The following is a 21,791-nucleotide window of genomic DNA, read 5'->3' as shown; positions in this document are numbered from 1 at the left end:
AATGAAACCTAACGCCGCGGCGTACAGCCAACGCTTGCTCAAGGGCCAGGCGCCGACCTACGAGCGTCTGCAGGCGCGGCTTGCCGAAGACGGCAGCGCGCAAGGCCCCGAACCGATTGCCGTGCATTGCGGTTGGGGGCGTTTGTTGATCGGGCACACCTTCCCCGACCCCGCCAGCCTTGCCCAGGAACTGCTCAACGAACAGGCCGGCGAGCGCGATATTGCGCTGTATGTGGCCGCGCCCCAGCAGATCCTCGGCATCGATCCACAGCAGTTGTTCCTCGACCCGTCCGACACCCTGCGCCTGTGGTTCAGTGACTACCGTCCCGCTACCCGTGTGTTCCGCGGTTTTCGGATCCGTCGCGTGCAGAGCGAAGCCGACTGGCAGGCGGTGAACCTGCTCTATCAGGGCCGCGGCATGCTGCCTATTGACGCCGAACGCCTGACGCCGCGCCATCAAGGCGGCCCGGTGTACTGGCTGGCGGAAGATGAGGACAGCGGCGCGGTCATCGGCAGCGTCATGGGCCTGAACCATCAGAAAGCGTTCCATGACCCGGAAAACGGTTGCAGCCTGTGGTGCCTGGCGGTAGACCCGCAATGCACACGGCCCGGCGTGGGTGAAGTGCTGGTGCGCCATCTGGTGGAGCACTTCATGAGCCGTGGCTTGAGCTATCTGGACCTGTCGGTGTTGCACGATAACCGCCAGGCCAAGAGCCTCTACGCCAAGCTGGGCTTTCGTGCGCTGACCACGTTCGCCATCAAGCACAAGAACGGCATCAACCAGCCGCTGTTTCTCGGCCCTGGGCCGCAGGCGGGGTTCAATCCTTATGCACGGATCATTGTCGAAGAAGCCCATCGACGCGGCATCGACGTGCAGGTGGACGATGCCGATGCCGGCCTGTTCACCCTCAGCCACGGCGGGCGCCGCGTGCGCTGCCGCGAGTCGCTGAGCGACTTGACCAGCGCCATCAGCATGACCCTGTGCCAGGACAAAAGCCTGACCCACAAGGTGCTCAAGGCCGCCGGTTTGAAGTTGCCGGCGCAGCAACTGGCGGGCAGCGCCGACGACAACCTGGAGTTTCTCGACGAACATCAACGCATCGTGGTCAAGCCGCTCGATGGCGAGCAGGGCCAGGGCGTGGCGGTGGATCTGCAGACTTTCGAGGAGGTGCAGCAAGCCATCGAAGCGGCGCGCCAGTTCGACAGCCGCGTGTTGCTCGAGAGCTTCCACGAGGGTCTGGACCTGCGCATTCTGGTGATTGGCTTCGAAGTGGTCGCCGCGGCGATTCGCCGCCCTGCCGAAGTGATGGGTGACGGTCAGCATTCGATTCGTGCATTGATCGAAGCGCAAAGCCGCCGTCGTCAGGCTGCCACCGATGGCGAAAGCAAGATCCCCCTGGACGCGGAAACCGAGCGCACCCTCAAGGCCGCCGGCTACGACTACGACAGCGTCCTGCCCCGTGGCGAGCAACTGGCCGTGCGCCGCACCGCCAACCTGCACACCGGCGGGTGCCTGGAAGATGTCACGGCCATTTTGCATCCGACCCTGGTGGATGCGGCTGTGCGTGCAGCCCGCGCCCTGGATATCCCCATGGTTGGCCTGGACCTGATGGTCCCTGCCGCCGACCAGCCGGAGTACGTGTTTATCGAAGCCAATGAGCGCGCCGGGCTGGCCAACCATGAACCGCAACCGACCGCTGAGAAGTTTGTGGATTTGTTGTTTCCACACAGTCAGCCGGCCGCTTGAGGAATGTGTTGAATGTGAAACCGCTATCGGGGGCAAGCCCCCCTCCCACATCTGACGGTGTTCACCTATCAAAGGTGGGAGGGGGTTTGCCCCCGATGAGGCCGGTGAAGGCAACGACATTCCCCCTTACCTCATCGAAACCATCGATGCCCTCAACTCATCAGGAGTTTCCATGACCCGAACCATTCCCGAACCCGACCTGGCCTACCTGCAGAAAGTGCTGCTGGAAATGCTCGCCATTCCCAGCCCCACCGGCTTCACCGACACCATCGTGCGCTACGTCGCCGAACGCCTGGAAGAGCTTGGCATCCCGTTTGAAATGACCCGGCGCGGCACGATTCGCGCGACCCTCAAGGGCCAGAAAAACAGCCCTGACCGCGCCGTCTCCGCGCACCTGGACACCATCGGCGCCGCCGTGCGCGCCATCAAGGACAACGGTCGCCTGACCCTGGCGCCGGTCGGCTGCTGGTCAAGCCGCTTTGCCGAAGGCAGCCGCGTCAGCCTGTTCACCGACAACGGCGTGATTCGCGGCAGCGTGCTGCCACTGATGGCCTCCGGGCACGCGTTCAACACCGCCGTGGATGAAATGCCGGTGAGCTGGGACCATGTGGAACTGCGCCTGGACGCCTACTGTGCGACCCGTGCCGATTGCGATTCCCTGGGGATCAGCGTCGGTGACTACGTGGCATTCGACCCACTGCCGGAGTTCACCGAAAGCGGCCACATCAGCGCACGTCACCTGGACGACAAGGCCGGCGTCGCCGCCCTGCTCGCTGCGCTCAAGGCCATCATCGACAGCGGCGAACCGCTGCTCATCGACTGCCACCCGCTGTTCACCATCACCGAGGAAACCGGCAGCGGTGCCGCCGCCGCCCTGCCCTGGGATGTGAGTGAGTTCGTCGGCATCGACATCGCCCCGGTCGCTCCGGGCCAGCATTCCAGCGAGCACGCGGTGAGCGTGGCGATGCAGGATTCCGGCGGGCCGTATGACTATCACCTGTCACGGCATTTGCTGCGCCTGGCGGCCGATAACGACCTGCCGGTGCGGCGCGATCTGTTCCGCTATTACTTCAGCGACGCGCATTCGGCGGTCACCGCCGGGCATGACATTCGCACCGCCCTGCTGGCGTTCGGTTGCGATGCCACCCACGGTTACGAGCGCACTCACATCGACAGCCTGGCGGCGCTGAGTCGGCTGCTCGGCGCGTATATCCTCAGCCCGCCGGTATTCGCCAGCGACGCGCAACCGGCACAAGGCTCCCTGGACCGCTTCAGCCATCAGATCGAACATGAGACGCAGATGGAGAGCGATACCAGGGTGCCGTCGGTGGACAGCCTGGTCGGGAACAAGGCCGACGCCGGCAACAGCTGATACTGGAAACGCCCGACACTGGAAACAAAAGTCCCGGCACAGTAGCATCGCCGGGACTTGACCCCTGAGGCTTATATGCTGATCCCCTACGACGCGCTTGAAGTCGACACCCTGACCCGCCTCATCGAAGACTTCGTCACCCGCGATGGCACCGACAATGGCGACGACACACCGCTGGAAACCCGGGTACTGCGCGTGCGTCAGGCATTGACCAAGGGCCAGGCGCTGATTGTGTTCGACCCGGAAAGCGAGCAATGCCAACTGATGCTCAAGCACGACGTGCCCAAGCACCTGTTTGATTGACGGGGACGCTACGGGTTGGGCACGGGCACCGCGCGAGCGGCCCTGGCCTGGCGTTCGAGGATTTTGCGGTACACCTCGGCGCGATGCACGCTGACGCCTGCCGGCGCTGCGATACCGAACTTCACGTGGTTGGCACTGACTTCAAGAATGTGCAAAGCGATATCATCGCCGATGGAAATGCTTTCGCCTAAAACGCGGCTCAAGACCAGCATGGCGGTTGTCCTTTTTCGAATATCAGGACCCTGACCTTGAGTGTTTGTAGCGCAACCAGCAATGGCTCGCGGCCAAATCAGGCATCACCTACAGGCATAGGTAATTTGCCTGACAGACCGCACCCCTATCAGCCCTTTAAGGCCTGCGCCTTGGCGCGCATCTTGTCCGCCATCAGCGTCATCTCGTCATACAGCAACTGCGGGTTTTTCTGCTTGAGTGTCCACGCCATTCGCCCCTGTTCGTGGGGCAGAATCATGAACTCGCCCTCACTCACGCGCTGATAAATATAGTCGGCGATATCCGTCGCCGAGATCGGCGAACTCTCGAGCAACTTGCCCACCTGCGCCTTCATCGCCGGGGTCGGCCCACGAAATGAATCCAGCAGATTGGTCTGGAAAAACGACGGGCAGACCACATGCACGCCGATTTCCTGCTGCTTGAGTTCTACCAGCAAGCTTTCCGACAGCGCCACCACGCCGGCCTTGGCCACGTTGTAGTTACTCATGGCCGGCCCCTGCATCAGCGCGGCCATCGAGGCGATGTTGATGATGCGGCCCTTGCTCTGTTCCAGCAGCGGCAGAAACGCCTTGCAGCCCTTGACCACACCCATCAGGTTGATTGCGATCTGCCAGTCCCAATCCTCGAGCGACAGCTCGGCAAAGAACCCACCGGACGCCACACCGGCGTTATTGACGATCACATCGATGCCGCCAAGCTTCACTTCGCACGCCTGCGCCAGCGCCGTGAGCTGGCTGTAGTCACGCACATCGCAGCGCTGGATGAAACCGTCGCCACCGGCCTGGCGCACCAACCTCAGGGTTTCCTGCAAGCCGGGCTCGCTGACATCCGACAAGGCCAGCTGCCACCCCTCACGGGCCCAGCGCAGTGCGATTTCACGACCCAGACCGGACCCGGCGCCCGTGATCATCATGCGGTTTTGCATAGGAAGTAGCCTTGTGGTTCACGATGGAAGTGACCGGCAGTGTAGCGAAGGTTCCCGCCTCGCCCATGTACCATCAAAGTGATGAATGCCCCAGGCAAACCGCGGGCCCGGTCGGATACTTGCATATAGCCTAAGTTCAATCTTTTTCAACTAACTTGGCGCATTTGCGCAGGTGTTAAAAGAAATAAGCGAGCGACCGAAATGCTTTAAAAAAATAAGGAATTTTTTATCAGATGACAGAGTCGGAGTTGATAAGCCGTCCATTATCAGATGGACGAGACTCCCGCTGAATAACCGGTCTTTACAGAAGGCCTATAAGGAATAAAACCATGAGCCTGATTCTGATCATTATCCTGATCCTCCTGTTGGTCGGTGGCCTGCCGGTCTTCCCGCACTCGCGTAACTGGGGTTATGGCCCGTCGGGTATCCTGGGTGTGGTGCTCGTCGTTCTGCTGGTGCTGTTGTTGCTCGGCAAGATATAAGCCCCCTTCCAAGGGTAAAAAAAAGAGGCCTCAATGAGGCCTCTTTTTTATTGCCGATCCGTTAGTCCGGCTTACCGTCCACGACACCTGCGGTGTTATCCAACAGGCTCTTGGTGGCGGTTTGCAGGAACGACTCGAGTTTCTGCTTGAGTGCCGCTTCGTCCGGCGATTCAGCGATGACCTTGCCGGTCGGGTTGGCGCCCAGTTCGTATTGCCACAACTTCGGTGGCATTTCCTTGGGCAGGACAAGTACGCGGTCAGCCGTCAGCAAGGCGACGGTCTGGTCGCTGCCCGATGGCTTGATCACGCCGAAGCCCTTGTCGCCTTCCGGCAGGTTCAGCAGGTCACGCCCCCAGCACTGGTGCAGCGTGTCACCGCCGAGGCGGCCCATGATGGTCGGCACGATATCGATCTGGGTGCCCACGGTGTGGTCACGCTCACCGAACTTTTCCTGCATGCCCGGTGCGATCATCAGCATCGGCACGTTGAAACGGCCCAGGTCCATTTCGGTGATCTGCTGCTCGTTGCCGAAGCCGTGGTCGCCCACCACCACGAACAGGGTTTCCTTGAAGTACGGCTCCTTGCGGGCCTTCTCGAAGAATTGGCCCAACGCCCAGTCGGAGTAACGCATGGCCGTCAAATGCTCGTTGAGGCTGCCACGGTCGGTGACCTGCTCAACCGGCAATGGCGTCGGCAACGCGTACGGTGTGTGGTTGGACAGGGTCTGCAGCAGTGCGTAGAACGGCTTTCCGCCTTCGCGGGCCTTCAGTTCCTCCAGGCCACGGTTGAACATGTCCTGGTCGGACACGCCCCAGGTCGGGTCGGAAAACACCGGATCGACGAAGTCGTTGCGGCCAATGAAGTTGGTCATGCCCTGGTTGCTGAAGAAGCCCGACTGGTTGTCCCAGGCGAAGTCGCCGTTGTAGACGTACACGTCGTCGAAATCACGCGCACTCAGCAACTGCGGCAGGCCCGACAGCTTGTGGCTGCCTTCGGGGGTCTGCATCAGGTATTCGAACCCCGGCAGGTTGGGGAAACACGCCATGGTGGCGAACATACCCTGGTGGGTGTGGGTGCCGTTGGAGAAGAAGCGATCAAACAGCAGGCCTTCCTTGGACAACTTGTCGAAGTACGGCGTGATATTGCCTGGACGGCCCAGCGCGCCCACCGAGTGGCCGGCGAAGCTCTCCATCAGGATCACGACCACGTTCTTGATCGGCAGGGTCTTCTCGGCCGGCGGCGTGAAATCACGGCGCACGGCAGCGGTGTCGGTATCCACCAGTTTCTCGCTCGGCAGTACCAGCATGTCACGCACGGTCTGGGTGGCCAGCGGTTGTTCCAGGGTCGCTTTCCAGACGTTGTCGCGATGCGCGGAGAAACGCGCCTTGGCCGCGCCGATCAACGACAGCGTCCCGTTAAGGCCCAACTGGTTGGCGAAGTTCGAGTCGGTGGTGTACACGTCACCCCAACGCAACGGCGGGCCCTGGCGCAGGGTGCCACGGATGGCGACCACGGCGACCAGCAGGCACACCACGAATACCGCAATGCGGCTGTACCACGGCGCCACCTGGCGCGTACCGATGCTGCCGCCACTGAACGGGCCGCGCGGGCGCGTTGCGCGGTCGGCGCCCTTGAAGGCCATGCTCAGGATCAGCGTGCCCACGGCCCAGGCCAGCAGGTAGCGCACCACCGGGAAGCCGTACCAGAGCATGCTCACCACGGTTTTCGGGTCTTCCTTCACATACTGGAAGACCAGGCCGTTGAGGCGCTGGTGGAACTCGCGATAGAAGTCCATCTCCATCAGGCCCAGGAACAGCGCGATGCTGGACGCAACGGTCAGCCACAACCGGAAAAACCCGCGCGCCGCCATGGCCCGGACGCTGAACAACGCCAACAGCAGCGGGACCAGCAGGTACATCACCAGGCGGATATCCAGGCGCAGGCCGTTGGCGAACGCTTCCAGGAAGGTGGAGGCCGGTGTGTCGAGGATCATCTCGCGGTTGTAAACCAGCAACGCCAGGCGCAGCAGGGAGAACATCACCATCATGACCAGTGCGCAGAGCAGCGTGTACGCCAGATGGGATTTGACGGTCGGTTGCAGCAGGCGATTTGAAGCTCGCTGCTGATTCAGGGCGTCCGGGTTTGCCATGTCGTTTTAGGACCCATTGGAAGTTGAAGTTGCGAAATAAATGCAGTGGCGTCCGCCCTCGCCCAGGCTGGCCGGGGTGGGTGGTTAACGCGGCGGGGCAAATGGTGCCCGATCAAGGCCGGCAAGGCTATTAATTACTGAACGTGCGAGCTTGCCACCGCTTTAAATGCCCCAGGGATTGGGGCCCTGGCAGAGGCACAAAGCGGGCGAATTGTCTTGGACGGGATGTGAAAATTTCGTGCAGCGAATACTTTCGACACACAAATTCAGCGGCGGTAATCAAAACCAATGTGGGAGGGGGCTTGCCCCCAATTAGCGGTGGGTCAGCACTGTATCCGTTGCTGACTCACCGCGATCGGGAGCAAGCCCCCTCCCGCATTGACCGAGTGCGGCGTTAGATTCGCACGTTACCGCGTGGCCCGGCGATCGCCCAGATGATCAGGCCCAGTACCGGCAGCAGCAGGATCAACAGAATCCACAACACCTTGGCGCCCGTGCTCGCGCCGCTTTTGAACACGTTGATGATCGCCCAGATATCCAGCGCGAGGATGATCAGGCCAATCAGGCCATTGAAAGTCGAACCCATGGTGTCGCTCCTAAGTGTGGGGGCATGCCCTTGTAGGATAGTCAGCCCTGGCGGGGGTTCCGTATTATTTAAACGTGAACGGCAATCTTCAGGGCTTCCAGCGACGGCTCAGCCTTGATGCCGACCTCGGCGCACAATTCCAGCACCCGCGGCAGGTCGTTGCCGAACACCAGGACGGCCTGGATTTCGTCATCGAGCAGTTGGCTGAAGTTGAGCAGCACGTAGCCACCGTCTTCCGGGCTCAGGGCGCTCATCTGGATCTGGATGCGATTGAGCGCCGTCAGGTCTTCGGTCTTGGCCAATTGCTTGGGCTTGAGGTTGAACGCCACGCCCGGGCCGAACGAGGCAACGATCTGGGCAAACAGATCGGCGTAGGTATCGGCCTGGAACAGCACAGTGTCCGGCAGGCTGCCGACCACCACCCACTCCCCCAGGGGAATCGGAAAGCTGTCGTCGTAGTTGATATCCGGATTGGCCGCCAGAAAAGCCGCAGGATCTGCGTAGGCCTGAGCCGCCTCATCGGCGATACGCGCCACCTCGTCCGTCCCCATGACGCCGCTGCTGATTTTGCTGATGAGTTCGACGAGAACGGTTTTCATGGGCGGGTCCTGTGGAGGCGCGGGTTTTCGAGGGCGCGTAGCCTACACCAGTTTTTGCAACAGCGCCCCTGTATCCACGGCCCCCATGGTCTGCGCCGCCGCCAACGCCGTCGCGCCCTGGGCATCGGTCGCCTTGGGATTGGCACCCTGGCCGAGCAGGTATTCGAGCATTTCGACACGGTTGAACATGGCTGCCATCATCAACGCCGTGCGCCCATCCGAAGACGCCGCCTCAACCGGGGTGCCGCCTTCGATCAGTGCCTTGACCACAGCCAGGTGGCCCTTGAATGCCGCACCGGCAATCGGCAGTTGGTTCTTGTCGTTGGCAATCAGGGGATCGGCCTTGAACTCCAGCAGCACTTTTACCGCCTCGGCATGACCGTGATAGGCGGCGAGCATCAACAGCGTGTCGCCATTGTGGTTACGAAAGTTGGCCGGCAAGCCTTTGGCCAACAGCGCTGCGAGCATGGCGGCGTCGCCTTTGCGGGCGACGTCGAAGACTTGCTCGGCAAATTCGGCGGCTTCGTCTTCGGTCATCTGTTTGGGCTGGGTCGACATGTAAGGCTCCTTCTTCTGATGCTTTATATGGCGCCCAGTGTCGCGATGGAGTTCCCCGCTGTCATGGCTTTTTTGTCGAAAGCGCCCATAGCCAGAATCAATAGTTGCAGTCCGCTCACCGGTATCTCGGCCACCGCCAGCAGCCGGAATGGAATTTATCCGGGAATGATGCGGTCTGAATCGTCAGGAAAAGAGGACCTGCGCGTAAGAATTAACCGCCTGGATAACGCAAAATGCAGGATGCACGATGGCCTTTCATGCAAATTGCACGAAAATGAAAATCTGAAGAATTTATAACTCACTGATTTATAAAGACTTTTTATAAGACTCAATACTGGCACAATCGCTGCACCTATCACTCCATGCTTGCCAACTTGAGCCAATGGAGCTGATAGACATGAGCCTGATCCAAGATAAATTCGCTTCGGTATTTTCCAACTACGACGTCACTACCCAACCACGTCCGGACGGCGGCATTCTGTTGACCCTGCGTAACAGCGAAGGCAAACAAGTCAAGCGCTCGATCTCGTATCAGCAGCTGCACACCGCCGACCAACTGACCTGGGTGATCAGCGCCATCCGCCGCGACCTGGCAGAACAGGCCAGTGAGCTGCCGCAAATTTCGATGCTGCAAAGCCAGAACCGCTTTGCTCTGCCGACTTACCATTCGGCATAAGCTGCACCTTTAAAAAAGGGCCGCGACGCCGTTGAGCGTCGCGGCCCTTTTTTTATGCCGTCAGCACAGCCCCTGACGCGTCGCCTCATTCATCGCCTGCACCCGGTTATTCACGTCGAGCTTGCCGTAGATATTGCGCAGATGGAATTTGACCGTGGCCTCCGAGGTGCAGCGAATCCTGCTCATCTCCCAAATGGTTTTGCCCTCGGAGGCCCATCGCAGAATCTCCAGCTCCGTCCGGGTGAGGGGCTTGCCGAGCAGACTCAAGCGTCTTCTGATGGCCGTCGGCACGATTTCCAACGGGTGAGATATCTCCTCTGGGCGACTCATTGCTCTCTCCTTTTTATATGCCGATGCGCTGCCACCCTTCGGATTCCTCCTATTGACAGGCGCTATGAACATTGAACAAAGCGAGAGTTACACAACCTGAGCAATGAGGGGCCAAGGCTGAGGATAAACAGCCAAGCCCTACGCGTTATGAGGCTTCTTCCCACAGCAAATTCCAACTTGCCCGGGTTGAACATTTAAAAGATTTGTTTTAGTCATCCAACCTCGCAGAGCGCCGGGCGATGTCACTGCCGGTCAACTTCGGCACCGAGCCCTCGACGGTGTTGAACATATGCAGCACGACACAATAAGCATGCTCACCCATGTCGAACCAATGGGGCATGTCGGCGGGCACGATCAGCAGATCGTTCTTCTCACACCGCACGCCGTAGACATACTCGCCAATGCGCATCGAGCACAGCCCCTGGCCGGCGATGAAGAATCGCGCCTGGTCTTCAGCGCAGGTGTGTTCATCCAGGCGCTCGGCCGGCAGCGCTTCTTTGGAGTCAGCACCGTTCACGCGGATCACCTCGGCACGCGCGTAGCCAAGCGCGTCAATCTGCGTCTGATACGCCGCAATCAGTTGCGCCTCGTCGGCATCCTTTTCGAGTGTGCCGGGCTGCCAGCGCTCAAAGCGCACGCCGTGTTCGGCCAGGGTCGACTGAATGTCGTCGAAGTGGGTCAGCACCTTGTCAGGGGTGGCCGGTGTAGTGAGGTCATAGACAGCGACATAGCTCATTGCACGGTTCCTTGGTTTGGCTCTTGCAATCGAAAGCCAATGATAACGGCGGCAGCCAGGGCCGCGATGCTCGCAATACTGAACGTCAGCGTGGGCCCCAGCAGGTTCCAGCTGTAACCGGCATAGAGCGCACCCAGCGCACCACCGGTGCCGGCCAATGCGGCGTAAAGCGCCTGGCCCTGGCCTTGTTGACGATCACCGAAACTGCGCTGCACGAAAGCGATGGCCGCCGCATGGAAACTGCCGAACGTGGCGGCATGCAGCACTTGCGCCAGCAGCAACACCCAGAAAAATTCGGCAAATGCGCCGAGCAGCAGCCAGCGCAGCGCCGCCAGCAGGAAACTGGCCAGCAGCACCCGTCGCACCGAAAAGCGCGCCAGGAGGCGACTCATGGCCAGGAACATCAAGACCTCCGCCACCACCCCGAGGGCCCACAGCAAGCCGATCACGCCACGGCTGTAGCCCAGGTGTTCAAGGTGCAGCGTGAGAAAGGTGTAATACGGGCCATGGCTCATCTGCATCAGCGCCACACAGGCATAGAACGCCAGCACGCCGGGGTTGCGTAACTGCCGCAGAAATCCGTCGCCGGCCAGGCGCTGGCCCTGGCTGGCGGGCTGCGCATTCGGCACCCATAGGCTGGCACCGATGATACCCGCCATGATCACCACGACCACCACCGGGTAGATGTCCACGCTCAGCCAGTCGAACAGGCGGCCCATGATCACGACGGTGAGGATAAAGCCGATGGAGCCCCACAGGCGGATCTGGCTGTAGCGCGATGTCTGTCGTTGCAGATGAGCCAGGGTGATCACTTCGAACTGCGGCAGTACAGCGTGCCAGAAGAGCGCATGCAGGGCCATGACCAGGGCCAGCCAGGCGTAGGTCTTGCTGACGAAAATCAACGAGAAACTCAACAGCGTGCACACCGCGCCGAACCGCACGATGGCCAGGCGGCGACCGGTGTAGTCGCCCAGCCAGCCCCACAGGTTGGGCGCCACGCAACGCATCAGCATGGGAATGGCCACCAGCTCGCCGATACGCGCGCTGGAGAAGCCCAGGTGATCGAAGTACAACGCCAGGAACGGTGCCGTTGCCCCGAGCAGGGCGAAGTAGAACAGGTAGAAGCTGGAGAGGCGCCAATAAGGGAGGGCTGTCACTGTCAGCCCGTCACAGCTGGCCCAGCACCGGCGTACTCACCTGCACATCGGCATTTTGTCCACGGTTGCGCAGCAGATGGTCCATCAACACGATAGCCATCATCGCCTCGGCAATCGGTGTGGCGCGGATGCCGACGCACGGATCGTGACGGCCCTTGGTGATCACGTCGACCGGGTTGCCATGTACATCGATCGAGCGGCCCGGCGTGGTGATGCTCGATGTGGCCTTGAGCGCCAGGTGCGCAACAATCGGCTGGCCCGAGGAGATGCCCCCGAGGATGCCACCGGCATTGTTGCTGAGGAACCCCTGCGGGGTCATCTCGTCGCGATGCTCGGTGCCGCGCTGGGCCACACAGGCGAAACCGGCGCCGATTTCCACGCCCTTGACCGCGTTGATGCTCATCAGCGCGTGGGCCAGTTCGGCGTCGAGACGGTCGAAGATCGGCTCGCCCAGGCCCGGCTTCACGCCCTCGGCCACGACGGTGATCTTCGCACCGACCGAATCCTGGTCGCGGCGCAACTGGTCCATGTAGGCTTCCAGTTCCGGCACCTTGTCCGGGTCGGGGCAGAAGAAGGCATTGTCTTCGACGCTGTCCCAGGTTTTGAACGGGATTTCAATCGGGCCGAGCTGGCTCATGTAGCCACGAACGACGATGCCCTGGGTCGCCAGGTATTTTTTGGCAATGGCGCCGGCCGCCACGCGCATCGCGGTTTCACGGGCCGAACTGCGGCCGCCGCCGCGGTAGTCGCGTTCGCCGTATTTGTGATGGTAGGTGTAGTCGGCGTGGGCCGGGCGGAACAGCTCCTTGATCGCCGAGTAGTCCTTGGACTTCTGGTCGGTATTACGGATCAGCAGGCCGATGGCGCAACCGGTGGTGCGGCCTTCGAACACCCCGGAGAGAATCTCGACTTCATCGGGTTCCTGGCGCTGGGTGGTATGACGGCTGGTGCCGGGCTTGCGGCGATCCAGATCACGCTGCAGGTCTTGCACCGCCAGCTCGAGGCCGGGCGGGCAGCCGTCGACAATGGCGACCAATGCCGGGCCATGGCTTTCGCCCGCGGTGGTGACAGTGAACAGCTTGCCGAAGGTGTTGCCGGACATGCGGAGCGCTCCGTGAAATCAGTTGAATCAAGTCAACCGTAATAACTTAAGGCGGCCAGTATACGCAGGCTAACCGACTAGTTCATCCTCGAAACCTTACCGGTAGACGTTGGTCCAACCGGCACCTCTCCAATGATGGCGCGATGATGCTGCGAGTTCTGCTGTTCACCCTCACCTTGTTTACCGCCGCGGTCCAGGCCGCCTCCCCTGTCGTGCTGCAACGGCCCATCAGCCTGGACACCGGCAGCGGCGAGCTGTTTGGCTCGCTGCTGTTGCCGCAGTCCGACCAGCCCGTGCCGGTGGTGCTGATCATCGCCGGTTCAGGCCCCACCGACCGCAACGGCAACAGCGCCGACGGCGCGCGCAACGACAGCCTCAAGCGCCTGGCCTGGGTGCTGGCCCGACACAATATCGCCAGCGTGCGCTATGACAAACGCGGCGTGGCCGCCAGCCTTGCCGCGACCCCGGATGAGCGCAACCTGACCCTCGACGCCTACGTGGCCGACGCCGTGGCCTGGGGCAAGTTGCTCAAGGCCGACAAGCGCATGGGCCCGTTGATTGTGCTGGGCCACAGCGAAGGCGCGCTGGTCGCCGCCCTCGCCGCGCCGCAGTTGAACCCGGCCGGGGTGATTTCGTTGTCCGGCAGCGCCCGCCCGGTCGACCAGGTGATTCGCCAGCAACTGGCCGATCACCTGCCACCGGCCCTGTTGCTGCGCAGCAACGAAATTCTTGACCACCTCAAGGCCGGCCAGGTGGATGACGATGTGCCACCCCCGCTGGAAGGTATTTTCCGACCCAGCGTGCAGCCCTATCTGATCAGCCTGTTCCGCGCCGACCCCTCGGCAGCCTTTGCCCGCTTGAGCATGCCGGCATTGATCATCCAGGGCACCAACGACATACAGGTCGGCGTAGGCGATGCCCGGCAGCTGAAACAAGCCAAGCCCGACGCACAGTTGACCGTGATCGAAGGCATGAACCACGTGATGCGCATCGTGCCCAACAACGTCAAGCAACAACTGGCGTCCTACAACGACCCGAAATTGCCCCTCGCCGCCGAGCTGGGCGAGCGGGCAGTGCGCTTTATCAACGAACTTGCCCCCCGTTAAGCGGCAATTGGCCTCCAGTCCTGGGGAAAACGGCCGATAAGCCCAGGGTCGACAGTAAAAAGACTGTCGGCTCGCAGGGCTTGGACAGGATCGCGCCGCATGACAACCACTGAAGCAACACCAGAATCCAACGCCGATATTCCGGCTGAAACCGAGGCCGCCGCCGCAGCAGCGCTGCCATGGGCGGACGTACACGCCGAACATTTCAAGATGCTGCGCCTCGCCCCGTTGGCCATCGACCGTGCGACCGGCGCGCGGCCCTTGCGGTTTGTGCAGTTCGGTTACGCCGAGCGCCATGATTCGCATCACAGTCTGTTGCGCCTGGTGATCCAGTTGCCCGGCCAGCGCGTACGGCGTGAGCAGAACCAGCTGGATATCTGGGTGGATCACGATAAACATCGCGTGCACTTCGGCCCGGGCAACAGCCTGGAAATCGAACCGGCCAACCGCGGTCTCGGCCGCTTCCTGGTGGCCCAGGCCGCCGCATGGGCCAAAAAGAAGTGGTCACACTACCGCGTCGATGGCGTGGACCTGGCCAACAAGGACGCGCTCAACGAAGCCACGCGCCTGCGCCGCGATCACTTCCTGCGCGTCCAGGGTTTTGACGTGGCCTATGCCGACGTGCAACACCTCAAGGGCAATGTACAGCCGGGCAAAGTCAGCGATGTGCTGGACAGCTGGAACACCGAGAAGGTGCAATTCGTGGAAATCCTCGAAGCTGCGCAGATGCTGCAACAGGCCGAGCACAACCTGGCCGAGCAGGAGGTGAAGCTGCGCAAGGAAGAGGAAAAGGTCCTCAAGTTCAAACGCGAGGACAGCGGGCTGCGCTTTACCATCACCTGTCTGGTGGCGTTTACCGTGTTTCAGGCGGGGCTGTTGATCTGGATTGCCACGCACCGGTAACAGACTGGAATGCAATCAAATGTGGGAGGGGGCTTGCCCCCGATAGCGGTGTGTCAGTCAACAATGCATTTACTGACACTGCCTCATCGGGGGCAAGCCCCCTCCCACATTGAACGAGTTAAACGCGCGCGGCAAAGACGGCCTGATGCTGGCGGCACTGCTCAGCGGTGAGCATGAACACCCCATGCCCACCCCGCTGGAAGTCCAGCCAGGCGAAATCCACTTCCGGGTACAGCGCTTCAACATGCACCTGGCTGTTGCCCACTTCGACAATCAGCAGACCCTTCTCGGTCAGGTGGTCCGCCGCTTCAGCCAGCATCCGCCGTACCAGATTCAAGCCGTCGTCACCGCACGCCAGACCCAGTTCCGGTTCGTGCTGGTATTCATCCGGCATATCGGCAAAGTCTTCGGCGTCCACATACGGCGGATTGGACACAATCAGATCGAAGCGCTGAGCCGGCAGCCCGTCAAAGCCGTCGCCCTGCACGGTATAGACGCGCTCATCGACGCCATGGCGCTCGATGTTCTGGTTGGCCACCTCAAGGGCTTCGAAGGACAAGTCGCCCAGCACCACTTCAGCCTCGGGGAATTCGTAGGCACAGGCGATGCCGATGCAACCGGAGCCGGTGCACAAGTCGAGAATGCGCGCCGGCGGCTGGGCCAGCCAGGGTTCGAAGCGGTTTTCAATCAGTTCGCCAATCGGTGAGCGCGGAATCAGCACGCGCTCGTCGACAATAAACGACATGCCGCAGAACCACGCCTCCTTGAGCAAGTAGGCTGTGGGCACGCGCTCATGGATACGTCGATGCAACAAACGCTGCACGTGGGAGATTTCCTCTTCTTCCAGATTGCAGTCCAAGTAGCTGTCGGCAATTTCCCACGGCAGATGCAGGGCGCCGAGCACCAGTTGCCGGGCTTCGTCCCAGGCATTGTCGGTGCCGTGGCCAAAAAACAGGTTTTCCCCATGGAAACGGCTGACAGCCCAACGGATATGGTCGCGCAAGGTGCGCAGGCGGGAAGTGATCACGGGGCAGACTCCTGGGAAAAAACGACTGGCGATTCTAACAGCGTTCATCTGTACCGACGATGTACGAAACACCGCTGCCGTATGTCGGATTTCATCCAAATCACCCCTAATGACTTAAACAAGCCACCCTCTTGACATGGCTGCACGCCAGCAACGGCGTACCTTACGATGGTAGCGATTCACAGAACCGCTCAGCCAGTGGACAATGTCGCAAAAGCCCCCCTCACAGGAGCCCCAGAATGTCCGTTCAAAAGACGATGTTTCAACTCAGCGGTCGTGGTTACGCAGCTGCCAACCTTGCCCATGCGACCCTCGTGATCATCGACGCCCAGAAGGAATACCTCAGCGGCCCACTCGCCCTCTCGGGCATGGACGCGGCGGTCGGCAACATCAAGCAACTGGTGACCGCTGCGCGCAACGCCGGACGGCCGATTGTGCATGTGCGCCACCTGGGCACCGTCGGCGGCCTGTTCGATCCGCAAGGCGAGCGCGGCGAATTCATCCCCGGCCTCGAGCCTGAAGGCGACGAAACCATTATCGGCAAGCTGCTGCCCAGCGCCTTTCACGGCACCGGCCTGGAAAAACACTTGCAGGACCTGGGTTCGCTGGACCTGATCGTCTGCGGATTCATGAGTCATTCAAGCGTCAGCACCACAGTACGTGCCGCCAAGAACCTCGGCTTTCGCTGCACCCTGGTGGAAGATGCCTGCGCTACACGCGACTTGCCCTACACAGGTGGCGTGCTGAGTGCCGAACATGTGCAGCAAACTGAAATGGCCATCATGGCCGACAACTTTGCGACCCTGGCATTGACCAAAGATCTGATCTGATCGTCTCTCTGATGAGCGGTGTGCCCCTGTTCATTGCCCCGCTCATCCGCAAAGCCTGCTCATTTCGCGCATTTGCCTCGGGCACAGGAACAACCTGTGTATCTTCCGGTCGAAGGGCCGATACCCTGGAGGAAAGGTCGGAATGAAGATATCCGATGGTTTTGATGCTCGTCGCTTGCGCCCCAAGGGCCCGAGCAATTGGCGTCTGCGCCTGGTGGCGGGCATTGCCGCGCTGCTGGCGATCGTAGGTCTGCTGTTGGCTGGCGCTGGTGGCGCCGGTCTGTTTGGGCATTCGCCGGCACTTGGCGAACTGAATGCCAGCCCTGGCGGTTCAGCGATCCTGCTGGGGATCGGCCTGTTGGTGCTGTGGTTGGGTGTATGGCTATGGCGCAGCAGCCGTCGGAAAATGCGCCAGCCGTTGTCGTTGAATATCGCCTCGCACCTGATGAAAAAGCACGACTAATGGCGCTTGGATAGTATTTGCCACGCCGCAGCCGCCGCGATTTAGGTAAACTGCCCGCCCTGCGCGGAGGCTGCCATGCAAGACGACGATTTTTCCCTGTTCAAGAACGAGCTGCGCGGCGTCAAGCCGATCAAGCACGACCGCGCCGACACCGGCAAACCCAAGGCTGATCGGGCGCAAATCGCCAAGCTGCGCCAAGCCGCGACCGTGCGCACCGATGCCACCACCGTGGATGGTTTGTCGGATCAGTTCGTGATCGATGTCGGCCCCGAAGATGAGTTGATGTGGGCGCGCGACGGGGTGCAGGAAAGCCAGATGCGCAAGCTCAAGGCCGGCCAGATCCCGTTCGAGGGCAGCCTCGACCTGCACGGCATGACCGTGGAGAAGGCCCGGGAAACCCTGTGGGCCTTCCTCGCCGAAGCCACCAGGTTCGAAATCCGCTGCGTGCGCGTCACCCACGGCAAGGCCGTGCGGCTGGACGGCAAGCGGCCGATGATCAAGAGCCACGTCAACACCTGGCTGCGCCAGCACACCCAGGTGCTCGGTTTTACCTCCTGCCAGGCTCGCCACGGCGGGGCCGGCGCGGTGTATGTGATGCTCAAGCGCACCATGATGGAGGGGCGCGACGAGTAACAGACAAAAAGCCCAGCACTCAGGCTGGGCTTTCAATCAGAAAATCCGGGCTTTATTCGCCGGCGAACTCTTTAGCCTTCTTCTCTTTTGCCAGTGAAATCACGGCTTTTTGCATCGTGATTGCAGTATTGGCTGCGCTTCGATAGACCGCACGCTTTTCCTCCACCGAACAGCTTCGGAAAAAGTCGGACATGGTTGTAGAAGGGTATTTTTCCAGTGTTTCCGTAATTTCGCCTTTCATGGGGCTACTCCGGCCAACATTTGCTCAAGTTGTTCAGGATGGTAGGGCTGCCTGACCAGTTCGTCAATTTCGTCGGTTGACAGGTCAATACCAACCTCTGCATCGGTCCCGTCAGTATCCTTGAGAATCACATCGACCTGGATGTTCCCCAGAAGCTCGCGCTTCAATTGGCACACCGTCGCCTTGGATGCATAGAACTGGCGAACAAATTCCACGCAAGGGATATTTCTGCCTTCAATGGCCTCCCGTGCAAGCACGAATTCCCATGCCAGTTCCGGCTTTTGATACACATACATGATTTGAACTGACCGGTTTTTCTTGCCGAGCGCACGCTGGATGTTTTTTCGCGCAACGTCGAGATTCGCGAGAGTCCCATCCAGAAGAAATGACTGTCGCTGCTGATAAACGAGGTCGATGGCCCGCTCCACCATGACGGTTACGCCGCGCTGAAACAGGCTCGAATTCGCACCGTTATACTCAGGAAAATAATCCCTGAAGTCGTCAGGGTCGATACGAAGCGTTTTGGCCCCATGCGCCTCCATCAAATTGACAAAGGACTTCGAGACCTCAGTCTTACCGGCGCCAGGAGAACCCGCCATAAAACCGAGACGGGATATTCTTCACCGGGATAGCGAGTCAAGCAGGCCAAATCCCTGGCAATTTGTGTCCGATTCGCCTTGGCGAAGCCAACGGCACGCTCAGCAATACTTCGTTCCCGTGGCGTCATCACATACTCCTCACTGGAGGCCGACTTTAACATCGGCTTCGTCCGGGAATACACCTGTCGCCATACCTACGCTACTATGTGCGCCAATCACCAGCGCACACTGCGATATCGGCGCGGTAACAACGCTTCATATTGGTACAGGCATACACCGTACCGCTCTGAAACCCATACGGAAACAGTCCTGTGACATTGGAACAAAACTACACCGCGATTCTCGGCCAACTCGGCGAGGACGTCTCCCGCGAGGGTCTGCTCGACACGCCAAAGCGTGCCGCCAAGGCAATGCAGTACCTCTGCCGCGGTTATGAACAGACGCTCGAAGAAGTCACCAATGGCGCCTTGTTCAGCTCCGACAACAGCGAAATGGTGCTGGTCAAGGACATCGAGTTGTACTCGCTGTGCGAACACCACCTGCTGCCGTTTATCGGCAAGGCTCACGTGGCGTACATCCCGAGCGGCAAAGTGCTGGGCCTGTCGAAGGTCGCGCGGATTGTCGACATGTATGCGCGTCGCCTGCAGATCCAGGAAAACCTCAGCCGCCAGATCGCTGATGCGGTGCTGGAAGTGACCGGCGCCCTCGGCGTGGCGGTGGTAATCGAGGCCAAGCACATGTGCATGATGATGCGCGGTGTGGAAAAACAGAATTCGTCGATGATCACGTCGGTGATGCTCGGTGAGTTCCGTGACAACGCGGCCACCCGCAGCGAATTTCTCAGCCTGATCAAGTAAGTGGCTGTGTAGGAAAAACCGGCGTTCATCGCCGGTTTTTTTTCGCCCGCAAAATTCAGGTAAGCTGCGACCCCTTCTCCATGGGCAAGAGGCTTTCAGCCATGTTCGTCAAAGCACTTCGAGTCGGCCTCGGCCAGATCATCATCGCCGGCGACTTCCTGACCCGCCCGCGCAAAAAGCAGCGCCCCGCTGAACAACAGGCGCAGGTGAACGCAGCGGCCAAAGACCTGACCTTGTATCAGTTCCATGCCTGCCCGTTCTGCGTGAAGACCCGGCGCACCCTGCATCGCCTGAATGTGCCGGTCGCGCTCAAGGATGCGAAAAACAACGCGCAGGATCGCCAGACCCTGCTGGAGCAAGGCGGCAAGATCAAGGTGCCGTGCCTGCGCATCGAAGAGAACGGCCAGACCACCTGGATGTATGACTCCAAGGTGATCATTGATTACCTGGACAAGCGCTTCGCCGCGATCTGACAGACCTGCGCAGATCCATTGTGGGAGGGGGCTTGCCCCCTCCCACATTCAGTTCGGTGTTGGCAACTCCAGGTCCAGCAACGCCGACCCAAGACATTTGCCATGGGCATCCAGCGCCGTTGAGCGGGTCACGCCGCCGCGCAGGATGCCCGGCAACACAAAATTCAGCGCCTGTACATTGGGCAACTCGTAACGCCGGACCGGCGCAGCGCCTGGTTCCAGCAAATCGGCGAAGAACTCGGTAACACGCGCCACCGTAAGCTGCTGGCACAGCCACGGATAGTCTTCGGCGCGATAGGCAATGATCGAGATGTTCGACGTGTCGCCCTTGTCCCCGGTGCGGCAATGGGCCAGCGTGTGCAGTTTCATCCTTCAATCCTCGGTTTGACGTCGCCTCGGGGCAGCAGCAACGACGCCACCGCCACCACCTGGCGCACGCTCTTGCTCGCTCCACCACCGCCGGCCGGGCCGTTGGTGTAGAGGGTTTCCACTTCATTGCCGACGCGCACGGCGTCGCCGCGATCCGCACAACGAGCAGCGACGCGCAGGCGCACCTCCCAGGGCTCGACAGTGCTGCGCGGACCATGCAATGAGTCCATGCCGATCAACTCGGCGCGCACGTCCTGCATCTTCACGCCGGTCAGTTCCAGACGCTTGAGCACCACCTTCCGCGCCAATTGCGCCCGCGCGACAGCGCCTGGACCGCCGTAGGACATCTGTCCTTCGCCAATCCAGCCATCCAGATAACCGACGCTGACCTTCAGCTGCTCAGGCCGGGCACGACCGTCGGCCCCCTGGGCACGCACCCGGTCAATGCCCTCCTCGACAAAGCCCACCCGTGAAAAATCGGCCGTGACATCCGGGGTCAAATAGGCCGCCGGGTCGTGCACTTCGTAGATCAATTGTTCGCTGCAGGTGGCGCGGCTGACCTGCCCCCCGGAGCCCGCCACTTTGGTAATCAAGGCATTGCCGTCGGCGTCGACCTCGGCCAACGGAAAGCCCAGGCGTGCCAGGTCATCCACGTCCTTGCAGCCTGGGTCGGCGAAATAACCACCGCTGACCTGCCCCGCACACTCGAGCAAATGCCCGACCAGAGTGCCCCGGCCCAGGCGCAGCCAATCATCGGCGGCCCAGCCGAATTCAAACATCTGCGGCGCGAGAAACAGTGACGGGTCGGCCACACGCCCCGTAATCACTACATCGGCGTCAGCGCGCAAGGCCTCAAGGATGCCCTCCACGCCCAGGTAGGCATTCGCCGAAACCAGCCGTTCACCCAGTGCGCCCAGGGTCTGGCCGTTGTCCAGCAATTGTTCGGGCCGCAACGCCTGCAACACGTCGTCGCCCACCACGGCCACCACCTTGAGGTTCACGCCCAACTCATTGGCGATACGCCGCACTTCGGCGGCGGCCGACACCGGGTTGGCCGCGCCCATATTGGTGATCACGCGCAGACGCCGACGACCTGGGTGACGCCCGACAAAGGGCAGCACCCGGTGCATGCGCTCACTCAACAAGGGGTCGTAGCCGCCTGCCGGATCGCTGATACGCGCCTGTTGCGCCAGGGCAATCGTGCGTTCGGCCAGGCATTCGAACACCAGGTAATCCAGGTCGCCCTGTTCGGCCAGTTCCACGGCGGGTTCGATACGGTCACCGGAGTAGCCGGCGCCGGCGCCGATGCGCAAGGTTTTCATCTCAGATAACTCCTC

At 60.9% G+C, this 21,791-nt stretch carries 27 protein-coding genes; 12 read left to right on the top strand and 15 right to left on the bottom strand.

The features are described 5' to 3' along the window. Position 1: 1 nt before the first annotated feature. From ngg to CIB54_RS03410, 3 genes are all read left to right on the top strand, one after another. Complete coding sequence (gene ngg / locus CIB54_RS03420) at positions 2 to 1,747, top strand: N-acetylglutaminylglutamine synthetase (RefSeq protein ID WP_101218583.1); 1,746 nt, start codon at positions 2 to 4, stop codon at positions 1,745 to 1,747. Positions 1,748 to 1,919: 172 nt separating this feature from the next. Next, positions 1,920 to 3,119, top strand: a complete 1,200-nt coding sequence (locus tag CIB54_RS03415; RefSeq protein ID WP_065950234.1) for an osmoprotectant NAGGN system M42 family peptidase — start codon at positions 1,920 to 1,922, stop codon at positions 3,117 to 3,119. Between the two features lie 75 nt (positions 3,120 to 3,194). Further along, entirely contained in the window at positions 3,195 to 3,422 is a 228-nt protein-coding gene (locus CIB54_RS03410) for a YheU family protein (RefSeq protein WP_003192759.1), read from the top strand. Between the two features lie 8 nt (positions 3,423 to 3,430). Here the strand turns inward: CIB54_RS03410 and csrA are convergent, their stop codons facing one another. Together csrA and CIB54_RS03400 are read right to left on the bottom strand one after the other, a co-directional pair. Then, positions 3,431 to 3,634, bottom strand: a complete 204-nt coding sequence (gene csrA / locus CIB54_RS03405; RefSeq protein WP_065950236.1) for a carbon storage regulator CsrA — start codon at positions 3,632 to 3,634, stop codon at positions 3,431 to 3,433. A 128-nt stretch (positions 3,635 to 3,762) separates the two neighbouring features. Next, positions 3,763 to 4,578 carry an SDR family oxidoreductase gene (locus CIB54_RS03400; RefSeq protein WP_101218581.1) on the bottom strand — a complete coding sequence of 272 codons (816 nt, stop codon included), beginning with the start codon at positions 4,576 to 4,578 and terminating at the stop codon, positions 3,763 to 3,765. A 329-nt stretch (positions 4,579 to 4,907) separates the two neighbouring features. Between CIB54_RS03400 and CIB54_RS03395 the strand changes: the two genes are divergently transcribed. Continuing rightward, complete coding sequence (locus tag CIB54_RS03395) at positions 4,908 to 5,060, top strand: DUF3309 family protein (protein WP_003192767.1); 153 nt, start codon at positions 4,908 to 4,910, stop codon at positions 5,058 to 5,060. Between the two features lie 61 nt (positions 5,061 to 5,121). Here CIB54_RS03395 and CIB54_RS03390 read toward each other — a convergent pair whose 3' ends face one another. The 4 genes from CIB54_RS03390 to CIB54_RS03375 all read right to left on the bottom strand — a co-directional run bounded on the left by CIB54_RS03390 (position 5,122) and on the right by CIB54_RS03375 (position 8,952). Beyond that, positions 5,122 to 7,209 carry an LTA synthase family protein gene (locus tag CIB54_RS03390; protein ID WP_065950238.1) on the bottom strand — a complete coding sequence of 696 codons (2,088 nt, stop codon included), beginning with the start codon at positions 7,207 to 7,209 and terminating at the stop codon, positions 5,122 to 5,124. 394 nt (positions 7,210 to 7,603) lie between these two features. Beyond that, the gene (locus CIB54_RS03385; protein ID WP_003172956.1) at positions 7,604 to 7,795 is read right to left on the bottom strand and encodes a PLDc N-terminal domain-containing protein; all 192 of its coding nucleotides are present in this window, start codon (positions 7,793 to 7,795) and stop codon (positions 7,604 to 7,606) included. 68 nt (positions 7,796 to 7,863) lie between these two features. Further along, positions 7,864 to 8,394: a hypothetical protein gene (locus CIB54_RS03380; RefSeq protein WP_065950239.1), complete on the bottom strand. Its 531-nt coding sequence runs from the start codon at positions 8,392 to 8,394 to the stop codon at positions 7,864 to 7,866. A gap of 42 nt (positions 8,395 to 8,436) precedes the next feature. Beyond that, positions 8,437 to 8,952, bottom strand: coding sequence for an ankyrin repeat domain-containing protein (locus CIB54_RS03375; protein ID WP_065950240.1), 516 nt, complete (start codon positions 8,950 to 8,952; stop codon positions 8,437 to 8,439). Between the two features lie 397 nt (positions 8,953 to 9,349). Between CIB54_RS03375 and CIB54_RS03370 the strand changes: the two genes are divergently transcribed. After that, positions 9,350 to 9,628 carry a DUF3509 domain-containing protein gene (locus CIB54_RS03370; protein WP_003172952.1) on the top strand — a complete coding sequence of 93 codons (279 nt, stop codon included), beginning with the start codon at positions 9,350 to 9,352 and terminating at the stop codon, positions 9,626 to 9,628. Positions 9,629 to 9,688: 60 nt separating this feature from the next. Here CIB54_RS03370 and CIB54_RS03365 read toward each other — a convergent pair whose 3' ends face one another. The 4 genes from CIB54_RS03365 to aroC all read right to left on the bottom strand — a co-directional run bounded on the left by CIB54_RS03365 (position 9,689) and on the right by aroC (position 12,953). Beyond that, entirely contained in the window at positions 9,689 to 9,958 is a 270-nt protein-coding gene (locus CIB54_RS03365; RefSeq protein ID WP_065950241.1) for a response regulator transcription factor, read from the bottom strand. Positions 9,959 to 10,166: 208 nt separating this feature from the next. Further along, positions 10,167 to 10,694 carry an acireductone dioxygenase gene (locus tag CIB54_RS03360; protein ID WP_065950242.1) on the bottom strand — a complete coding sequence of 176 codons (528 nt, stop codon included), beginning with the start codon at positions 10,692 to 10,694 and terminating at the stop codon, positions 10,167 to 10,169. Further along, positions 10,691 to 11,851 carry an MFS transporter gene (locus tag CIB54_RS03355; protein WP_101218579.1) on the bottom strand — a complete coding sequence of 387 codons (1,161 nt, stop codon included), beginning with the start codon at positions 11,849 to 11,851 and terminating at the stop codon, positions 10,691 to 10,693. Before CIB54_RS03355 ends, CIB54_RS03360 begins: the two co-directional genes overlap by 4 nt. Before the next feature lie 10 nt (positions 11,852 to 11,861). Beyond that, entirely contained in the window at positions 11,862 to 12,953 is a 1,092-nt protein-coding gene (gene aroC / locus CIB54_RS03350; RefSeq protein WP_101218577.1) for a chorismate synthase, read from the bottom strand. A gap of 143 nt (positions 12,954 to 13,096) precedes the next feature. Between aroC and CIB54_RS03345 the strand changes: the two genes are divergently transcribed. Together CIB54_RS03345 and CIB54_RS03340 are read left to right on the top strand one after the other, a co-directional pair. Continuing rightward, positions 13,097 to 14,059 carry an alpha/beta hydrolase gene (locus CIB54_RS03345; protein WP_065950245.1) on the top strand — a complete coding sequence of 321 codons (963 nt, stop codon included), beginning with the start codon at positions 13,097 to 13,099 and terminating at the stop codon, positions 14,057 to 14,059. 99 nt (positions 14,060 to 14,158) lie between these two features. After that, positions 14,159 to 14,962, top strand: a complete 804-nt coding sequence (locus CIB54_RS03340) for a hypothetical protein (protein ID WP_065950246.1) — start codon at positions 14,159 to 14,161, stop codon at positions 14,960 to 14,962. A gap of 118 nt (positions 14,963 to 15,080) precedes the next feature. On the opposite strand, the gene prmB is transcribed toward CIB54_RS03340, so the two are convergent. Continuing rightward, a complete protein-coding gene (gene prmB / locus CIB54_RS03335; protein ID WP_101218575.1) occupies positions 15,081 to 15,989 on the bottom strand; it encodes a 50S ribosomal protein L3 N(5)-glutamine methyltransferase in 909 nt (302 codons plus the stop codon). 239 nt (positions 15,990 to 16,228) lie between these two features. Between prmB and CIB54_RS03330 the strand changes: the two genes are divergently transcribed. The 3 genes from CIB54_RS03330 to CIB54_RS03320 all read left to right on the top strand — a co-directional run bounded on the left by CIB54_RS03330 (position 16,229) and on the right by CIB54_RS03320 (position 17,915). Continuing rightward, on the top strand, positions 16,229 to 16,819 hold the full coding sequence (locus CIB54_RS03330) for a cysteine hydrolase family protein (protein ID WP_101218573.1): 591 nt from the start codon (positions 16,229 to 16,231) through the stop codon (positions 16,817 to 16,819). Between the two features lie 142 nt (positions 16,820 to 16,961). Continuing rightward, entirely contained in the window at positions 16,962 to 17,282 is a 321-nt protein-coding gene (locus CIB54_RS03325; protein WP_065950249.1) for a hypothetical protein, read from the top strand. A gap of 75 nt (positions 17,283 to 17,357) precedes the next feature. Further along, positions 17,358 to 17,915, top strand: a complete 558-nt coding sequence (locus tag CIB54_RS03320) for a Smr/MutS family protein (protein ID WP_065950250.1) — start codon at positions 17,358 to 17,360, stop codon at positions 17,913 to 17,915. 52 nt (positions 17,916 to 17,967) lie between these two features. Here CIB54_RS03320 and CIB54_RS03315 read toward each other — a convergent pair whose 3' ends face one another. Further along, positions 17,968 to 18,156 carry a hypothetical protein gene (locus tag CIB54_RS03315; RefSeq protein WP_101218571.1) on the bottom strand — a complete coding sequence of 63 codons (189 nt, stop codon included), beginning with the start codon at positions 18,154 to 18,156 and terminating at the stop codon, positions 17,968 to 17,970. Beyond that, positions 18,153 to 18,755, bottom strand: a complete 603-nt coding sequence (locus CIB54_RS03310; protein ID WP_232790520.1) for a zeta toxin family protein — start codon at positions 18,753 to 18,755, stop codon at positions 18,153 to 18,155. The genes CIB54_RS03315 and CIB54_RS03310 overlap by 4 nt, the downstream gene beginning before the upstream one ends. Positions 18,756 to 19,066: 311 nt before the next feature. Between CIB54_RS03310 and folE the strand changes: the two genes are divergently transcribed. Both folE and CIB54_RS03300 read left to right on the top strand, forming a co-directional pair. After that, a complete protein-coding gene (folE, locus tag CIB54_RS03305) occupies positions 19,067 to 19,612 on the top strand; it encodes a GTP cyclohydrolase I FolE (RefSeq protein ID WP_057721411.1) in 546 nt (181 codons plus the stop codon). 101 nt (positions 19,613 to 19,713) lie between these two features. Further along, positions 19,714 to 20,085, top strand: a complete 372-nt coding sequence (locus CIB54_RS03300) for a glutathione S-transferase N-terminal domain-containing protein (RefSeq protein WP_065950252.1) — start codon at positions 19,714 to 19,716, stop codon at positions 20,083 to 20,085. Between the two features lie 48 nt (positions 20,086 to 20,133). Here the strand turns inward: CIB54_RS03300 and CIB54_RS03295 are convergent, their stop codons facing one another. Both CIB54_RS03295 and CIB54_RS03290 read right to left on the bottom strand, forming a co-directional pair. Continuing rightward, positions 20,134 to 20,454 (bottom strand): AtuA-related protein, encoded by a 321-nt coding sequence (locus CIB54_RS03295; protein ID WP_101218569.1) that lies wholly within the window; start codon positions 20,452 to 20,454, stop codon positions 20,134 to 20,136. After that, positions 20,451 to 21,776, bottom strand: coding sequence for an acyclic terpene utilization AtuA family protein (locus CIB54_RS03290; protein WP_101218567.1), 1,326 nt, complete (start codon positions 21,774 to 21,776; stop codon positions 20,451 to 20,453). The genes CIB54_RS03295 and CIB54_RS03290 overlap by 4 nt, the downstream gene beginning before the upstream one ends. Positions 21,777 to 21,791 lie beyond the last annotated feature (15 nt).

The sequence above is a fragment of the Pseudomonas fluorescens genome, assembly GCF_002837185.1.
Classification (GTDB): Bacteria; Pseudomonadota; Gammaproteobacteria; order Pseudomonadales; family Pseudomonadaceae; genus Aquipseudomonas; species Aquipseudomonas fluorescens_AM.
Note: the sequence above shows the minus strand (reverse complement) of the source record. Positions and strands in the feature narration are given on the sequence as shown.

Excerpts from the sequence above, each read along its gene's own strand:
- CIB54_RS03310 (WP_232790520.1), bottom strand. The coding sequence starts at position 18,755 with ATGGCGGGTTCTCCTGGCGCCGGTAAGACTGAGGTCTCGAAGTCCTTT.
- CIB54_RS03345 (WP_065950245.1), top strand. The coding sequence starts at position 13,097 with ATGATGCTGCGAGTTCTGCTGTTCACCCTCACCTTGTTTACCGCCGCG.
- CIB54_RS03370 (WP_003172952.1), top strand. The coding sequence starts at position 9,350 with ATGAGCCTGATCCAAGATAAATTCGCTTCGGTATTTTCCAACTACGAC.
- CIB54_RS03415 (WP_065950234.1), top strand. The coding sequence starts at position 1,920 with ATGACCCGAACCATTCCCGAACCCGACCTGGCCTACCTGCAGAAAGTG.
- CIB54_RS03365 (WP_065950241.1), bottom strand. The coding sequence starts at position 9,958 with ATGAGTCGCCCAGAGGAGATATCTCACCCGTTGGAAATCGTGCCGACG.
- CIB54_RS03380 (WP_065950239.1), bottom strand. The coding sequence starts at position 8,394 with ATGAAAACCGTTCTCGTCGAACTCATCAGCAAAATCAGCAGCGGCGTC.
- csrA (WP_065950236.1), bottom strand. The coding sequence starts at position 3,634 with ATGCTGGTCTTGAGCCGCGTTTTAGGCGAAAGCATTTCCATCGGCGAT.
- CIB54_RS03325 (WP_065950249.1), top strand. The coding sequence starts at position 16,962 with ATGAAGATATCCGATGGTTTTGATGCTCGTCGCTTGCGCCCCAAGGGC.
- CIB54_RS03340 (WP_065950246.1), top strand. The coding sequence starts at position 14,159 with ATGACAACCACTGAAGCAACACCAGAATCCAACGCCGATATTCCGGCT.
- CIB54_RS03410 (WP_003192759.1), top strand. The coding sequence starts at position 3,195 with ATGCTGATCCCCTACGACGCGCTTGAAGTCGACACCCTGACCCGCCTC.
- CIB54_RS03290 (WP_101218567.1), bottom strand. The coding sequence starts at position 21,776 with ATGAAAACCTTGCGCATCGGCGCCGGCGCCGGCTACTCCGGTGACCGT.
- CIB54_RS03375 (WP_065950240.1), bottom strand. The coding sequence starts at position 8,952 with ATGTCGACCCAGCCCAAACAGATGACCGAAGACGAAGCCGCCGAATTT.
- aroC (WP_101218577.1), bottom strand. The coding sequence starts at position 12,953 with ATGTCCGGCAACACCTTCGGCAAGCTGTTCACTGTCACCACCGCGGGC.
- CIB54_RS03300 (WP_065950252.1), top strand. The coding sequence starts at position 19,714 with ATGTTCGTCAAAGCACTTCGAGTCGGCCTCGGCCAGATCATCATCGCC.
- ngg (WP_101218583.1), top strand. The coding sequence starts at position 2 with ATGAAACCTAACGCCGCGGCGTACAGCCAACGCTTGCTCAAGGGCCAG.
- CIB54_RS03385 (WP_003172956.1), bottom strand. The coding sequence starts at position 7,795 with ATGGGTTCGACTTTCAATGGCCTGATTGGCCTGATCATCCTCGCGCTG.
- CIB54_RS03315 (WP_101218571.1), bottom strand. The coding sequence starts at position 18,156 with ATGAAAGGCGAAATTACGGAAACACTGGAAAAATACCCTTCTACAACC.
- CIB54_RS03360 (WP_065950242.1), bottom strand. The coding sequence starts at position 10,694 with ATGAGCTATGTCGCTGTCTATGACCTCACTACACCGGCCACCCCTGAC.
- CIB54_RS03330 (WP_101218573.1), top strand. The coding sequence starts at position 16,229 with ATGTCCGTTCAAAAGACGATGTTTCAACTCAGCGGTCGTGGTTACGCA.
- CIB54_RS03400 (WP_101218581.1), bottom strand. The coding sequence starts at position 4,578 with ATGCAAAACCGCATGATGATCACGGGCGCCGGGTCCGGTCTGGGTCGT.
- CIB54_RS03295 (WP_101218569.1), bottom strand. The coding sequence starts at position 20,454 with ATGAAACTGCACACGCTGGCCCATTGCCGCACCGGGGACAAGGGCGAC.
- CIB54_RS03395 (WP_003192767.1), top strand. The coding sequence starts at position 4,908 with ATGAGCCTGATTCTGATCATTATCCTGATCCTCCTGTTGGTCGGTGGC.
- CIB54_RS03390 (WP_065950238.1), bottom strand. The coding sequence starts at position 7,209 with ATGGCAAACCCGGACGCCCTGAATCAGCAGCGAGCTTCAAATCGCCTG.
- CIB54_RS03320 (WP_065950250.1), top strand. The coding sequence starts at position 17,358 with ATGCAAGACGACGATTTTTCCCTGTTCAAGAACGAGCTGCGCGGCGTC.